14 protein-coding genes are annotated in these 14,486 nt (G+C 74.1%); 6 read left to right on the top strand and 8 right to left on the bottom strand.

The genetic code is table 11. The annotated features are described in order from the left end of the window. Positions 1 to 129: 129 nt before the first annotated feature. Together pspAA and ACZ4NT_RS17485 are read right to left on the bottom strand one after the other, a co-directional pair. Positions 130 to 408, bottom strand: a complete 279-nt coding sequence (gene pspAA, locus ACZ4NT_RS17490) for a PspA-associated protein PspAA (RefSeq protein ID WP_121403451.1) — start codon at positions 406 to 408, stop codon at positions 130 to 132. 45 nt (positions 409 to 453) lie between these two features. Continuing rightward, the gene (locus ACZ4NT_RS17485; protein ID WP_121403450.1) at positions 454 to 1,245 is read right to left on the bottom strand and encodes a PspA/IM30 family protein; all 792 of its coding nucleotides are present in this window, start codon (positions 1,243 to 1,245) and stop codon (positions 454 to 456) included. Positions 1,246 to 1,521: 276 nt separating this feature from the next. Here ACZ4NT_RS17485 and ACZ4NT_RS17480 point away from each other — a divergent pair, with 276 nt between their 5' ends. Both ACZ4NT_RS17480 and ACZ4NT_RS17475 read left to right on the top strand, forming a co-directional pair. Continuing rightward, positions 1,522 to 2,148: a DUF3043 domain-containing protein gene (locus ACZ4NT_RS17480; protein WP_121403449.1), complete on the top strand. Its 627-nt coding sequence runs from the start codon at positions 1,522 to 1,524 to the stop codon at positions 2,146 to 2,148. Positions 2,149 to 2,231: 83 nt separating this feature from the next. Next, a complete protein-coding gene (locus ACZ4NT_RS17475) occupies positions 2,232 to 2,933 on the top strand; it encodes a methyltransferase domain-containing protein (protein WP_121403448.1) in 702 nt (233 codons plus the stop codon). Between the two features lie 88 nt (positions 2,934 to 3,021). Here ACZ4NT_RS17475 and ACZ4NT_RS17470 read toward each other — a convergent pair whose 3' ends face one another. Then, on the bottom strand, positions 3,022 to 3,234 hold the full coding sequence (locus ACZ4NT_RS17470; protein WP_121403447.1) for a hypothetical protein: 213 nt from the start codon (positions 3,232 to 3,234) through the stop codon (positions 3,022 to 3,024). A 114-nt stretch (positions 3,235 to 3,348) separates the two neighbouring features. On the opposite strand from ACZ4NT_RS17470, the gene ACZ4NT_RS17465 reads away from it, so the two are divergent. Further along, positions 3,349 to 4,548, top strand: coding sequence for a bifunctional adenosylcobinamide kinase/adenosylcobinamide-phosphate guanylyltransferase (locus ACZ4NT_RS17465; RefSeq protein WP_121403446.1), 1,200 nt, complete (start codon positions 3,349 to 3,351; stop codon positions 4,546 to 4,548). A gap of 7 nt (positions 4,549 to 4,555) precedes the next feature. Here the strand turns inward: ACZ4NT_RS17465 and ACZ4NT_RS17460 are convergent, their stop codons facing one another. Further along, complete coding sequence (locus ACZ4NT_RS17460) at positions 4,556 to 5,620, bottom strand: class I SAM-dependent methyltransferase (RefSeq protein ID WP_467726152.1); 1,065 nt, start codon at positions 5,618 to 5,620, stop codon at positions 4,556 to 4,558. A gap of 116 nt (positions 5,621 to 5,736) precedes the next feature. Here ACZ4NT_RS17460 and cobT point away from each other — a divergent pair, with 116 nt between their 5' ends. Both cobT and ACZ4NT_RS17450 read left to right on the top strand, forming a co-directional pair. Continuing rightward, positions 5,737 to 6,870 (top strand): nicotinate-nucleotide--dimethylbenzimidazole phosphoribosyltransferase, encoded by a 1,134-nt coding sequence (cobT, locus tag ACZ4NT_RS17455; RefSeq protein ID WP_467726150.1) that lies wholly within the window; start codon positions 5,737 to 5,739, stop codon positions 6,868 to 6,870. 258 nt (positions 6,871 to 7,128) lie between these two features. Next, entirely contained in the window at positions 7,129 to 8,925 is a 1,797-nt protein-coding gene (locus ACZ4NT_RS17450; protein ID WP_467726148.1) for a phosphatidylglycerol lysyltransferase domain-containing protein, read from the top strand. Between the two features lie 54 nt (positions 8,926 to 8,979). Here the strand turns inward: ACZ4NT_RS17450 and ACZ4NT_RS17445 are convergent, their stop codons facing one another. Continuing rightward, positions 8,980 to 9,747 (bottom strand): hypothetical protein, encoded by a 768-nt coding sequence (locus ACZ4NT_RS17445; RefSeq protein WP_121403442.1) that lies wholly within the window; start codon positions 9,745 to 9,747, stop codon positions 8,980 to 8,982. Between the two features lie 60 nt (positions 9,748 to 9,807). On the opposite strand from ACZ4NT_RS17445, the gene ACZ4NT_RS17440 reads away from it, so the two are divergent. Continuing rightward, positions 9,808 to 10,590 (top strand): adenosylcobinamide-GDP ribazoletransferase, encoded by a 783-nt coding sequence (locus tag ACZ4NT_RS17440; protein ID WP_467726146.1) that lies wholly within the window; start codon positions 9,808 to 9,810, stop codon positions 10,588 to 10,590. Positions 10,591 to 10,623: 33 nt separating this feature from the next. Here the strand turns inward: ACZ4NT_RS17440 and ACZ4NT_RS17435 are convergent, their stop codons facing one another. From ACZ4NT_RS17435 to pelF, 3 genes are read right to left on the bottom strand one after another with little or no spacing between them, the layout of a single operon-like run. Next, complete coding sequence (locus ACZ4NT_RS17435; RefSeq protein WP_467726144.1) at positions 10,624 to 11,286, bottom strand: spherulation-specific family 4 protein; 663 nt, start codon at positions 11,284 to 11,286, stop codon at positions 10,624 to 10,626. Beyond that, complete coding sequence (locus ACZ4NT_RS17430) at positions 11,283 to 12,803, bottom strand: hypothetical protein (RefSeq protein WP_467726142.1); 1,521 nt, start codon at positions 12,801 to 12,803, stop codon at positions 11,283 to 11,285. The genes ACZ4NT_RS17435 and ACZ4NT_RS17430 overlap by 4 nt, the downstream gene beginning before the upstream one ends. Then, positions 12,800 to 14,323 (bottom strand): GT4 family glycosyltransferase PelF, encoded by a 1,524-nt coding sequence (gene pelF, locus ACZ4NT_RS17425; protein ID WP_467726140.1) that lies wholly within the window; start codon positions 14,321 to 14,323, stop codon positions 12,800 to 12,802. The genes ACZ4NT_RS17430 and pelF overlap by 4 nt, the downstream gene beginning before the upstream one ends. Between the last annotated feature and the right edge of the window lie 163 nt (positions 14,324 to 14,486).

The raw sequence follows: 14,486 nt of genomic DNA, 5'->3' as shown, positions 1-14,486 counted from the left end.
CCGTCCGGCCACGTGGCTGTGGAGGGGGCCGCCCGCAGGCCGTGCCGCCCGACGGCGCGACCGCGCGCAGCGGGACTGTGGGCCCGCGGCCGGGCGGGACCGGCCGCGTCCTTCGGTGGGCGGGGAGCCTCAGCCCGGGATCAGGCCGTCGTCGCTGAGCATGTCCCGGACCTCTTCGAGGGACGCGTCGGGCGAGGGGAGGATCAGCTCGGACGGCTCCAGGGAGTCGTCGGGCAGGGGCGTGCCCAGCCGGCGGACCGCCTCCAGCAGACCGGCCAGCGTGCGCCGGAAGCCCTCCCTGTCGCCGCGCTCCATCTCGGCGAGCAGGTCGTCGTCCAGCTTGTTCAGTTCGGTGAGGTGGCTGTCGGCCAGCGTCACCTGCCCCTCCCCCATGATCCGTACGATCATGTCGCCCTCCTCAGGCGTGGGACCCGGCGGATGTCCGGTGCGTTCCTACTGCTTGTCGAAGCGCGGAGTGTCCTGCGGCTGCTGCGCCTGGGTGTGCCCCGGACCGCCCTCGATCGCCTGCTTCGACGACGAGCCGCCCGCCAGCTCCGCCTTCATCCGTTGCAGTTCCAGCTCTACATCCGTACCACCGGAGAGCCGGTCCAGCTCGCTCTGGATGTCGTCCTTGGCGAGGCCGGACTGGTCGTCGAGGGCCCCGGAGGCGAGCAGTTCGTCGATCGCGCCGGCCCGCGCCTGGAGCTGCGCCGTCTTGTCCTCGGCCCGCTGGATGGCCATGCCCACGTCGCCCATCTCCTCGGAGATGCCCGAGAAGGCCTCGCCGATCCGGGTCTGCGCCTGGGCCGCGGTGTAGGTGGCCTTGATGGTCTCCTTCTTCGTGCGGAAGGCGTCCACCTTGGCCTGCAGCCGTTGGGCCGCGAGGGTGAGCTTCTCCTCCTCGCCCTGGAGCGTCTGGTGCTGGGTCTCCAGGTCGGTCACCTGCTGCTGGAGCGCGGCCCGGCGGGAGAGTGCCTCACGGGCCAGGTCCTCGCGGCCGAGGGCGAGCGCCTTGCGGCCCTGGTCCTCCAGCTTGGAGGACTGCGACTGGAGCTGGTTGAGCTGCAGTTCCAGGCGCTTGCGCGAGGTCGCCACGTCGGCGACGCCACGGCGCACCTTCTGGAGCAGCTCCAGCTGTTTCTGGTACGAGTAATCGAGGGTTTCGCGCGGGTCCTCGGCCCGGTCAAGGGCCTTGTTCGCCTTCGCGCGGAAGATCATCCCCATACGCTTCATGACACCGCTCATGGGCTTCGCGCGCCCCCTTCTGACGGACTACAGCTCCAGCACCTGCGACAGAACCCACAGTACGGGCCCTGCATCCATTACCGCACTGTTCGGGGACGGATGCGCTCATCCCCAAGGACGACTGCGTACGGCCCCGCTCCGGCGTAGGGAGTAGGTGTCTCTCGGGGTCCCCCGGAGGACCGGTGGGATCTCCCGGGGAGAACCGCGTGCAACGTCCCCCTTGTCCCCCTAGAGACGTCCGGTGTTGCCGGATCGTTCCCCACTCGGCTGCGGTCCATGCCCCGGCACCCCGTACCCTTGGGTTTTGTGTTCCGTAGCCGTGCCAAGGAAGAGAAGGCCCCCGCCGTCAAGGCGCAGGTGACCGACTCCAAGCAGCCCCGAGACCCGCAGGCCCCCAAGGGTCGCCCCACGCCCAAGCGCAGTGAGGCCCAGACCCAGCGCCGCAGCGTCGCCAACACGCCGACGTCGCGGAAGGAGGCGGCCAAGCGGCAGCGCGACGATCGCCGGGCCCAGCTGGAGCGGCAGCGCCAGGCGCTGGCCAGCGGCGACGAGCGATACCTCCCCGTCCGTGACAAGGGACCGGTGCGCAAGTTCGCGCGTGACTTCGTGGACTCGCGCTTCTGCGTCGCCGAGTTCTTCCTGCCGATGGCCGTGGTCATCCTCGTGCTCAGCATGGTGCGGGTGGGTTCGCTGCAGAACATCGCCCTGCTGCTGTGGCTCGTGGTGATCGCGATGATCGTGCTGGACTCGATCGGCATCGCGATCCGCCTCAAGAAGCAGCTGAACACGCGCTTCCCCGACGTGCCCAAGAAGGGCGCCGTCCCGTACGCGCTGATGCGCACCCTGCAGATGCGTCGACTCCGGCTGCCCAAGCCGCAGGTCAAGCGCGGAGAGCGGCCCTGAGCGCGACGTCTTTCTCCGGGGGCGCGGCGGACGCCTGGCTGAGCAAGCTGGGCGGTCTGCGTGATGTCGTGCGACAGGAGCTGGTGGCCCGGCAGCTCGACGAGCAGATAGCCGGCCGGTTCCCGGTCGGGCAGCGGCTGCGGATTCTCGACGTCGGCATGGGGCAGGGCACGCAGGCGCTGCGGCTGGCGCGCGCCGGGCACCAGGTGACCGGGATCGAGCAGGACGCCAGGATGCTCTCCGTCGCCCGGGAGGCGCTCGCCGCCGAGCCCGAGGGCATCCAGGGGCGTGTCCGGCTCATCGAGGGCGACGGCCGGGAGACCGGCGTCCACTTCCTGCCCGGCAGCTTCGACGTGGTGCTCTGCCACGGGGTGCTGATGTACGTCGAGGAGCCGGACGCCCTGCTCGCCGGAATGGCCCGGATGCTGGCCCCCGGCGGGCTGCTGTCCCTCCTCGTGCGGAACGCGGACGCGCTGGCCATGCGGCCGGGACTGGCCGGGGACTGGGCCGGCACACTGGGCGCGTTCGACACGGTCTCGTACCGCAACCGGCTCGGTCTCGACGTCCGCGCCGACCGGCTGGCCACCCTGACGTCGACGCTCTCGGGGATCGGTGCGCCGCTGCACGCCTGGTACGGGGTGCGGGTCTTCACGGACACGGCGGCGGACGGCGCCGAGGTGCCCCCCGACGTGGACGTCCTGCTGGCCGCCGAGGAGCGCGCCGGACGCACGGACCCCTATCGCCGGGTGGCGGCACTGCTGCACCTGTGCGGCGTACGCGGCTGAGAGGCCGCGACCCCGGCCTCCACTCGCCCGACATGAACCCGGGCGGGTCGGTGCTGCCGGGAGCGGGGCCCCCGGCAGCACCGCGGGACTACGCCTCCTCGGCGTGCAGGCTCATCGGCCCGTAGATCTCCGTGCTGTCCTCGAACAGCCGCACCTGGTCCGCACCTCCGTCCGCGAGGTCCTTCCAGTGCTCCCCGATCCAGGACTCGGCGTCCCCCTGCGTGGTGAACTCCTCCGGCACGACCGAGGGCGGGACCTCCGCCCCGTCGGCCTTCTCGAACCGCCACGTCCATGCCGCCATGTACGCCTCCCAGGTATGAGCACACTGCACAGCGGGGACCGGACAAGATCCAGCCCCCTGCCCGAAGCCTAGCCGGACGCGCAAGACCTGCACCGACACGCGAAAATCAGCTCCGTGGAACTGACTCTGCTCGGCACCGGTGCCCCCGCGGGCCTCCCCCGCCCCGACTGTCCCTGCGCCGCCTGCGCCCGCGCGCTCGGCTCCGACGCGCGGGCGGCGACCGCGCTGCTGGTGGACGGGACGCTGCTGCTCGACCTCACACCCGGCGCCGCGTTCGCCGCCGCCCGCGCCGGGCGCTCGCTGGGCGGCGTACGGCAGGTGCTGCTCTCCCATCCGCACAACGGCCCCGCGGTCGAGGTCCCCGCGGGCGTGCCGCAGCCCGGACGGGTGCCGGACGGGCGGGAGCTGTCCCTGCTCACCGGGCACCGGGTGCGGGCGGTGCCGATGGACGCGCCCGGGACCGGGTACGCGGTGACGGGTCCCGACGGGCAGCGCGTGCTGTACCTGCCGCCGGGTGCGGCGCCGGCCGGTCTCGACGTGAACGGCGGGGCGTACGACATGGTGGTGGCCGACGTCGTGGGGCGCCCGGACGGTCTGGCGCGGCTGCGGGCGGCCGGGGCGGTCGGACCGACGAGTGACGTCGTCGCCGTGCACCTCGACCACGACGTGCCGCCGGGGGCCGAACTGCGCCGCAGGCTGGCCGCCGCGGGCGCACGGGCGGTGCCGGACGGCACGACGCTGACCGTCGGCGTCTACGAGGACGTACCGGACGTGCCGCGGCGCACCCTCGTGCTGGGCGGTGCCCGTTCCGGCAAGTCCGTCGAGGCCGAGCGCCGCCTGGAGGCCTTCCCCGAGGTGCTGTACGTGGCGACGGGCGGCACCCGCAGCGGGGACGGCGAGTGGGCGTCCCGGGTGCACGCCCACCGCGAGCGCCGGCCGGGGTCCTGGCGCACCGCCGAGACGTGCGACCTGGTGCCCCTGCTGGCCGAGGACGGCCCTCCGCTGCTCATCGACTGCCTGTCCCTGTGGCTGACGGACGCGATGGACGCGGTCGGCGCCTGGGACGACGCGGAGTGGGCGGGCGGCGGCGAGCGCGCCCTGCGGGAGCGGGTCGGCGAGCTGACCGACGCCGTGCGCCGCACGCGCCGGACCGTGGTCGCCGTCTCGAACGAGGTCGGATCCGGCATCGTCCCGGCGACGGCGTCCGGCCGCCGCTACCGCGACGAACTGGGGCGGCTGAACTCCGCGTTCGCGACGGAGTGCGAGCACGTGCTGCTGGTGGTGGCGGGGCAGGCGCTGCCCCTGCGGGGCTGACGGCGGCTCACGCCCCGCGACGGGCGATGATCCGGTACGCGTTCGAGAAGCGGGTGCGGCTGAACAGCGGGGCCAGGGCGTGGTCCAGGACGGAGGCCGCCGCGAGCAGCGGGAGAGTGGCCTTCGTCAGGACCGCGCGGACGGCCCGCTGGACCTCGGTGGGGGGCTTGGCCCGCCAGGGGGCGTCCACGTCGGGCAGGAGTCGCGCCAGGGCCAGCGCGAGGGCGCCCGTCAGGTCGTACGGGACGTGGGGTTCGCGGCGGTCGGTGGCGACGATCTCGCAGCCCAGGGACTCCAGTTCGGCGAGCAGGTTCGGCAGCGGCATCAGGTGCAGGTGCTGCGGCTGGCCCGAGTTGACCCACCAGCGGCCCAGCAGCGTGCCGAACACGCAGGCCGGGTCGGGTACTTCGACGAGGAGGTGGCCGCCGGGACGCAGGGCGGCCAGGGCCGCGCGCAACTCCCCGCGGGGGTCCGGGGTGTGCTCCAGATGGTGGAACATGCTCACCACGTCGTAGCGGCCCCGCACCCGCTCGGCGATCCCGGCGTCCGTGAGACGGCCCAGGTGGGCCTCCTCGACGCGCCCCGCCGCGTAGGCCTTCTCGATGCGCGCGGTGGCGTCGACGCCGTCGAAGGCGGTGTACGGATGGACCGCCCTGGCCGCCTCCGCGAAGTGCCCGTGCCCGGTGCCGACGTCCAGCCAGCTCTCCGGTTCGGGGAAGCGCAGCATCGCGCGGGCGGCGGCGCGATGGCGCCGCCTGCTGCCGCGCAGGGCGAGGATCCGCTCCGCGAAGCCGTCGTACCCCTCGTGGAAGTCGAGGTGGTAGAAGGCGAGTCCCTCCGCGGTGAGCCGGGGGTTCTGGAAGGCGTGGGCGCAGTCCCGGCACTCGTCGACGACGAAGGTGCCGGGCTGGTGCCGGCGGAGATTGGGCGTGCGCAGGCGGGTGCGCAGCCGCGTCGAACCGCACCAGGGGCAGTCCTCCCGGCGCGGTTCGTGGAACCGGTCGGTGCCCTGGGCGAGTTCGCTGAGGTAGGCGGCGCGGCGCAGAGCGCTCGTCCGCGGAGTGAGGGTCATGAGCGGCTCCTGGACCCGGGTGGCAATTCGATGCAAACCGGAACGTATGGGATCCCGATCATGGGTGCAATGACGTGGCCCAGCCGTGTTCGATCGCGGCCGGTACTGTTCGGCGAATGAGCTCGCTTAATCTCGACGACTTCACCGATCTGATCGAGCGCCCCGACGGTGGTGTGCGCCGCGACGCCGAGGCGCGCAGGGAGCGGCAGGCGGTGCCGCCCGGGTCGCTGGGCCGCCTCGACGAGCTGGGTGAATGGCTGGCGGCGGCGCAGTCCGCGGTGCCGGTCCGGCCGATCGAGCGTCCCCGCGCGGTGCTGTTCGCGGGTGACCACGGGATCGCCGGACTCGGCGTGTCGGCGCGGCCCGCGGGCGGCGCGGGTCAGCTGGTGCGCTCGCTCCTGGAGGGCGGCAGCCCCGCCGCGATCCTGGCCCGGCAGCTCGGCGTCCCGGTGCGGGTGGTCGACATGGCGCTCGACTGCGACCCGGAGGGACTGCCGGACGAGGTCGTACGCCACCGCGTGCGGCGCGGGTCGGGGCGCATCGACGTCGAGGACGCGCTGACCCCGGAGGAGGCCGAGGCGGCCTTCCGGGCGGGCGTCGCCGTCGCGGACGAGGAGGCGGACTCCGGTACCGATCTCGTCGTCCTCGGCGATGTGAGCGTCGGCGGGACGACGGCGGCGGCGGTACTGGTCGCCGCGCTCTGCGGGACGGACGCCTCGGTGGTCACCGGGCGGGGCGGCCGGCCGATCGACGACCTCGCGTGGATGCGCAAGTGCGCCGCGGTGCGGGACGGTTTGCGCCGTGCCCGGCCCGTACTCGGGGACCAGCTCCAGCTGCTCGCCGCGGTCGGCGGGGCGGACCTCGCCGCGATGACCGGGTTCCTGCTGCAGTGCGCGGTGCGCAAGACGCCGGTGATCCTCGACGGGGTCGTCTCCGCCGCGTGCGCCCTGGTCGGACAGCGCGTCGCCTTCCGGGCGCCCGACTGGTGGCTGGCCGGGCAGAGCAGCGGGGAGCCGGCGCAGGCCAAGGCACTCGACCGGATGGCGCTGGAGCCGCTCCTCGACCACGGGGTCACCGTCGGGGAGGGGGCGGGGGCGTTGCTGGCGTTGCCGCTGGTGCGGGTTGCCGCGGCGTTGGCGGCGGAGTTGCCGGAGGTCGCCGGGGTGGGTCCCGGGGTTCCTCCGGGCGAGGGTCCCGGGGTTCCTCCGGGCGAGGGGGCCGGGGCTCCTTCGGGCGAGGGGGCCGGCTGAGTTCGCTCGCCTGCGGCGGCTTGCTTGTTCGGCTGCTGCGGGTGCGTGGGGGTGGGGCGCGCAGTTCCTCGCGCCCCTGGGGCGGGGGCCGTTCGTGCGTTCGGTGCGGGTGCGTGGGGGTTGGGCGCGCAGTTCCTCGCGCCCCTGGGGCGGGGGCCGTCGTGGGTGGGGGCTTGAGGGTGGGAGGCGCGCCCTCTGGGGCCGCTTCGCGCCGTGGCGGCGGTTTTGGATGGGGGTTGGCACCTATCATCCCCCCTCATGGGAGATGTCCGAATTGCCACTGAACGGGAACGGGCTCCGGGCCGTCAGGGCGAGCGGGACCCCCGGTCCGCCGGCGCCCCACGCAGGGCCGCGGCCTTCGCCGTCTGGTATCTGCGCGGCGTCGCCTTCGTCAACTTCCTGAGTGCCGGGTGGGTCTCGCTGGGGCAGGACGTGCGGCGGCACAACACGGAGAACTACTTCACCCCGTACCTGCTGACGGCTGGGTTCGCGTCCGGCGTCTTCACCATGTTCCTCGCGGTCACCATGCGCCGCCGCAAGCGGGCCGCCTGGATCCTGAACCTGGTGCTGAGCGGCTCCTTCCTGCTGCTGTTCGCCCTCGCCATGGCCTTCCCCGAAGTCCGCCAGTACCCGCAGAACTGGATCTCGCTCGGCCTGACCGCGGCCTTCGCGGCGTCGCTCGTCGTGGGGCGGCGGGAGTTCTACGCCAAGGGCGACCGCTCGAACCCGCGGCTCGCCGCGGTCGTCGCCACCGGTGGACTGCTGGTCACCTCACTGCTCGCGGCGCTCCTGGTCACGGCCACCAACCAGGCGCCGGACGCCCGGAGTTCGACGTTCGCCGACCGCTGGCGCTACGGCACCCTGCGGCTCGTCTCCGTCGCCGCGGACGATGCGCACGTCCCCGGCATCACGACGCCCGGCTGGGTCGACATCACCGTCAACGGATGCAGCACGCTGCTGGTCCTCGCCGTCCTCTACGCGGCCTTCCGCTCCCGCCGCGCCGTCGACCCGCTCACCGAGGACGACGAGAAGCGGCTGCGGGAGCTGCTGGACAGGAACGGCGACCGCGACTCGCTGGGCTACTTCGCCCTGCGCCGCGAGAAGAGCGTGGTGTGGTCGCCGACCGGCAAGGCCGCCGTGGCGTACCGCGTCGTGGGCGGGGTGTCGCTGGCGAGCGGGGACCCCGTCGGTGATCCGGAGGCGTGGCCCGGCGCCATCGAGCCCTGGCTGGCCGAGGCCCGTGCGCACGGGTGGATCCCGGCGGTGATGGGAGCGAGCGAGGAAGCCGGCACGATCTACGCGCGGCACGGTCTCGACGCCCTCGAACTGGGGGACGAGGCCCTGGTCGAGATCGCCGACTTCACCCTCGAAGGACGCGCGATGCGCACCGTCCGGCAGGCCTTCAACCGGGTCAGGCGGGCGGGGTACGAGGTCCGCATCCGACGCCACGAGGAGATCCCGGCGCCGGAGATGGCGTCCCTGCTGGAGCGCGCGGACGACTGGCGGGACGGCGCGACCGAGCGCGGTTTCTCGATGGCGCTCGGGCGGCTCGGCGACCCCGAGGACGGCCGATGCGTGATGCTGGAGTGCACCGACCGCGACGGTGAGCTGAGGGCGCTGCTGTCCTTCGTGCCGTGGGGGCCGCGCGGGCTGTCCCTGGACCTGATGCGGCGCGACCGGGACGCCGAGAACGGGCTCATGGAATTCATGGTGATCGAACTCCTGCGCAGGGGCCGGGAGATCGGGATCACCCAGGTCTCGCTCAACTTCGCGATGTTCCGGTCCGTCTTCGAGCGCGGCTCGCGCCTCGGTGCGGGGCCCGTGCTGCGGCTGTGGCGCTCGCTGCTGAGCTTCTTCTCGCGCTGGTGGCAGATCGAGTCGCTGTACCGCGCCAACGCCAAGTACCGCCCGATCTGGGAGCCGCGGTTCCTGCTCTTCGAGAAGAGCGGGGACCTGCTGCGCATCGGTGTCGCCGCGGCGCGTGCCGAGGGCTTCCTGGAGGCGCCCGGGCTGCCGAAGTGGCTGCACCGCAAGCACCTGCAGACGTACCGCTGAGCCCCGCGCCGGACGGGGCGTCGCGGACCGGCCCCCGTGACGCCCGGGCCGGGTCTAGTGGCGCCCGGGCAGGGAGCGGGCCGGGTCCGGATCGGGCCGGCCGCCGATCAGGTCCTGCATCCGGCGCCGGGGTGCGGCCCAGCGGCGGTCGTGGCGGTAGGCGCGCAGACTGGCCCTGGCGCGGGTGCGGGGGCGCCGGCGGTAGAAGCGCTTGGCCCACGGCGAGCCGGGGCGGGCCAGCCGGATCGCGCCGACCAGGGCGACGAGCGGGACGATCACTCCGAAGATCGCCGTGCGCGCCTTGCCCTTGCTCAGGGCCAGCAGCGCGAAGAAGAAGTTCAGGGCGACGCTCAGGACGACGCCGCCCCGGTCCTGCAATTCGTCGTCGGTGAGGTCGTTGACCCCGAACGGCAGGAAACCGCTGAGCATCAGACCCACCAGGGCCGCGGTGACCACCACGACCTCGACGCTCTTGCGTCCGGCCTCGGTCCAGTAGACGTCGTCGAGGTGCAGGATCAGCGCGAACTCGTCGAGCACCAGTCCCGCGCCCACGCCGAAGACCACCGCGAACGCGGCGGCGCCGAAGCCGTGCCGGCCGCTGGCCACGGCGCCGAAGCCGCCGATCACGGTGAGGACGACACCGGGGACGACATGGTGGATGTGCAGCTCGCCGGCCTTCACGTTGCCGAACGGCCCCTTGCCCGCGCGGATCATCCGGACGACGACGCGCGTGATCACGAAGGTCAGCACGAAGGAGGCGAGTGCCAGCAGCAGGGGGAGCTTGCCGGGCTCGACGATGTTGCGATAGACCCAATGACCCATATGCGAACTTTATCCGTGACCGCTGTACGCGCTCCTTCTGCCGGCGGATAACCTGCGCCGGTGCCCAGGACCCCCCTCTCCGACAGCCTCCGCTTCGCCTTCGGCACCTTGACGGTGCTGCCCGTGAAGGTGACCCGCTGGGACCGCGCCGCCGCGCGTGGCGGAATGCTGTGTGCGCCCGCGGCCGGAGCGGTGGTGGGGCTGGGCGCCGCCGCGGCCGGCGTGCTGCTGCTGGCGCTGGGCGCAGGGCCCCTGACCGCCGCCGTGGCCTCCGCCGCCGTACCGGCCGTGCTCACCCGGGGGCTGCACCTGGACGGGCTCGCCGACACCGCCGACGGACTGGGCAGCGGGAAGGCCGCCGAGGACGCTTTGCGGATCATGAAGCAGTCGGACATCGGTCCGTTCGGCGTGATCACCCTCGTGTTCGTGCTGTTCGCCCAGGTGGCCGCCCTCTCCCAGGCGTACGGCAGCTCGTGGGCCCGCGGTGCGGGCGCGGCCGTCGTCGCGGCGGTCGCCGCCCGGCTCGTGCTCACGCTGGCCGCCCGCACCGGGGTGCCCCCGGCCCGGCCGGAGGGACTCGGCGCGGCGGTCGCGGGCGCGGTGCCGGTGCGTGGCGCGCTGACCGTGGCGGCCGTGGTGCTCGGCGCGGTGGCCGGCGCGAGCGCGCTGTCCGGGGCGGAGGACCTGGTGCGCGGCGCGGTCGCGGTCCTCGCCGCCTGCGCCGCCGCCGAACTCCTGCTGCGCCACTGCGTCCGCCGGTTCGGGGGTGTCACCGGCGACGTGTTCGGAGGTCTCGCGGAGACGGCGGCGACGACCGCGCTGGTCGTTCTCTCCCTGCACTGACCCGCACCGGCCCCGCCCCGGGCGACGGGCGGGTCAGCCCGCGGGCGCCACCGCGTGGGGCAGGGTTCCCCAGGGGTGATCGCCCACGCCGGGCACCGCGCAGTGCAGGGCCGCTCCCCTGGCCCGGGCCAGTGCCTCCGGATCGACGCCCGGCGGCACGCCGTGGACCAGGTGGCACAGCCGCGCCCCGGAGCCGTCCCACGGCACCGGACGCAGTGCCCGGTAGGTCCGCCAGGTGCCCTCGAAGGTCACGAGCACATCGGCGATAGGGGCGTACGAGGGATGCGGGAGCGTTCCGGGGTTGAGGACGAGGGTGCCGCAGCCGGAGCCCCGGGCGGCTGCCGCGAGTCCCCGGTAGTGCCCGACCTCCGCGAGGCCGGAGGAGACCTGGTCCAGGAACGCGCCGTCCACGTCGTACCACGCGCGGTGTCCGGCCAGGTCGGCGAGGACCTCGGTGGGCGGCCGGCGTCCGTAGTCCGTGTCGACGTAACCCAGCACCCGTACGTCCGCGGCGCGCAGCCGGGCGGCCGCCTCCGCGAACGCCGGGTCGGGCCGCTCACCGGGGCCACTGGCCGGGTTCAGCACCACGCTGTGCAGCCGGGGCGCGGCGGCGACCAGGGCCCGCCATTCGGCGGGGCGGACGGCCGGGTGTTCGTAGTAGGGCACGAGGAGGTTCCTCGGCCGGTCGGTGTTCATCGGTGGGCCGTCGCCCTTCCCAGGAGCCCGCAGACCAGCCCGGCCAGGACGGCCGCGGCGGCGCCGTACACGATCAGGCCGACCCGGTGCGGGCTGCCCGTGTGGCCGGCCAGCGCCGCGCTCTGGGCGAGTGCCGCCGCGCAGCAGACCGCGGCGGCGCTCACCACGGCGCCGAAGGACTGGAGCAGCAGTCCCGTCCAGAGCACCACGCCCAGCAGGAGCAGCCCGGCGAGACGGACGCCGCCCGCCGCGGGCGCGTGCGGCCACAGCGCGGACGCGGCGACGCCGAGTGCGAGCAGCGCGACGAGGTACCCGGTGAGGCAGCGCAGGAGGACGAGTGCGGTGATGCGCCGGAAGTCCTTGGCCGTGGTGCTGGAGCGGAGTCCGGCGAGGCTGCCGCTGCGGAACCGGTGGAGCAGCCACTCGGCCGGGCCCATGCTGAGCGTGAGGGCGACCGCGGCCGGTGCGGCCATCGCGGTGCGGCTGCCCTCCAGGACGTCGTCCAGCCCCGCGTAGAGCACGAGGACGCCGCTGCCGAGCCCGAAGAGGGCGTAGGGCAGGGAGGCGGCGAGCGGCGGCCCGGCGGTGCGGGGCCCCGGCCCGCCGGTCCCGCCGTACCTCCCGAACGGCAGCAGGGCCACCAGCCCGGCGGTCCAGCGGCCTTCCCCCGACTCCCGTACGGCGGGCGCCACCTCGCAGAGGGCGAGCACGGCGACCGCCAGCAGGGAGCCCAGCAGCAGCACCCCCCGGGCGGGACCGGGGACCGGATGGGCCAGGGCCACGACGGCCCCCGCCGCCATGGGCAGCAGGGCCGCGGTCAGGGCCCGTTCGCGGCCCAGCACCAGCAGCACCGTGGCCGCGCCCAGGTAGCAGGACTGCCCGGCGGCGAAGACGACCGCGCCCGCGTCCGCCGACCCCGCCGCGCCCGCGGCGACGAGCGAGCCGAGGAGTGCCCCGGCGGGAGCGCCGACGAGGAGCGAGCGCCGGGCGGCGGCACGGTCGCCGAGGCCCAGCCAGGAGTACGCCCGGTGGGCGAGCCCCTGGTTCCAGGTCCAGCCGCACAGCGCCCCGGCGAGCAGGGGGACGGTCCCGGCCGGGAGCCCGAGGCCGTCGCGGGGGCCGGCCAGGAAGGGCGCGCCGAGGACGTATCCGAGGCCGGGCAGGGCGAAGACGACGCCGCGCAGCAGGCATCCCAGCAGCCCCAGTCGCCACGGGTCGTGGACGGGTCCGTCCGGTTCGGGATGGCTGCGCTCGACGCGCTCGAAGAGTTCCTCGGCGAGCGCGAAGGAGTTGCGGCAGCCGTAGCGCTCGCGGATCTGGTCGTCCGACATGCCGTCGGACTCCAGGAGCGCGGCTATCTCGTCCGGGTGGACCGAGGCCGCCACGAACTCCTCCAGCCGGCCGGCCAGTTCGTCGATGGGATCGGGGTGCGCCCGGGCCGGCGAGCGGCGCTGCCGCGGCAGGGTGGGGAGCGTGTCCTCGCAGGTGCCGGGGGGCGTCCGGCGGGGGCCGTTCACCAGTCGGCTCCGTCCGTGGCGACCGCCTGGTACCAGGGGTCGCGCAGTTCGGCGGTCCAGTCGGCGACGGTCTCCACGGTGGGCTCGTAGACCTCGGGCAGACCCGCGAGTTCCTGGTAGATGGTGCGGAAGGCGTCGACGGAGCGGCGCAGGGTGAAGCGGTCGATGACCCGCTGCCGCGACAGCCGGCCCAGTTCCAGGCGCCGTTCGTCGTCCCGGAGCAGGGTCAGCGCCGCGGCCGCCATCTTCTCCGGTTCGCGCGGCGGCACGACGAGCCCGGTGTCGCCGACGGCCTCGCGCACGCCGCCGACGTCGGTGGACACCGTGGTCCGGCCGCAGGACATGGCCTCGATGATCGAGAAGGGGAAACCCTCGGAGATGGAGGACAGCATGACGACGTGGCCGGCCGCGTACGCGCGCCACACCTCGGTGATGCGGCCCTCGAAGGTCAGCCCGTCGGTGACGCCGAGTTCGGCGGCGAGTTTCTCCAGGCGGGTCCGGTAGGCCTCGCCGCCGGGCGGCACGGGGCCGAACAGCCGCAGCCGGGTCTCGGGCATCTCCGCGCGCACCATGGAGTAGGCGTGCAGCAGGGTCTCCAGATCCTTGATGGGGTCGACGCGGCCGCACCAGGTGAGGGTGGGCACCTCGGGTTCGGGGCCCGCGTGCGGGAAGGCGTGCGGGTCGACGCCGTTGTAGACGGTCCTGATGCGGTCGGCGTCCGCGCCGCCGCGTTCCTCCCAGCGGCGGTTGTACTGGTTGCAGGGCGTGATGAGGTCGGCGGCCCGGTAGCCGAGGGAGTTGAGCTCGCGGTAGAAGCCGAGCATGAAGGCCTTGACGGGCCAGCGCTGGGCGGCGCCGCGGTAGCCGAGGTAGCGCTCGCGCAGGTAGATGCCGTGCTCGGTGAGCAGGAAGGGGACGCCGTCGAGCTGGCGGGCGGCCAGCGCGGGCAGGGTGGCGAGCCCGCTGCTGACGGCGTGGGCCACGGAGTCCTCGGGGATGCGGACGCCGAGCGGGCGCAGCGCGTGTTCGAGGAGGTCGGTGGCGGTCAGCGCGTCGTGCACGGTGGGCCGGGCGGCGGCGGTCGGCACGTGCGGCGACGTCCACGTCCACATCAGGGAGCGCAGCGCGCTCTCGGAGCGCAGGGCCGCCGACAGTCCTCCGTCCCGCGCGAGTTCGGCCAGTTCGCGGAGTGCCTGCCCGAAGTCGCAGCGGGACTCGGGGTCGAGGAAGGACAGCAGGAAGCGCTCGTAGGCGTCGGTGAAGCGGCGGCGGGCCCGGCCCCGCGGCGCCCGGCCGTGTCCCGGCCGCGGGCCCCAGGTCGGTACGGAGGTGTGCCGGTAGATGTTGGGCGGCAGGTCCCAGGTCACGGGTTCGCGGCCGCTGCCGGTGAGCGAGACGACGTGGAAGTCGACCTCGGGCATGCCCTTGACGAGCTGGTCGCACCAGGTGCTGACACCGCCGTGGACATGTGGATAGGTGCCTTCGGTGAGCATGGTGACATGACGGCCGGTGCGCCTCATGCGCGTTCCCCCCAGGGTTCTGTTTTCTGCCGGGGCCGCCCCAGGGCCCCGGGTCGTACGGCACGGGGGGGGGGGGGCCACCGCACGAAAGGGGGGGGGCCCCCCCCTCCTTGCTCCCTCCCTCTCGCTGCGGTCCCCCCCCCACCACCCCCACCCCCAACCA

It is taken from the genome of Streptomyces sp. NPDC026417, from assembly GCF_055567695.1.
Note: the sequence above shows the minus strand (reverse complement) of the source record. Positions and strands in the feature narration are given on the sequence as shown.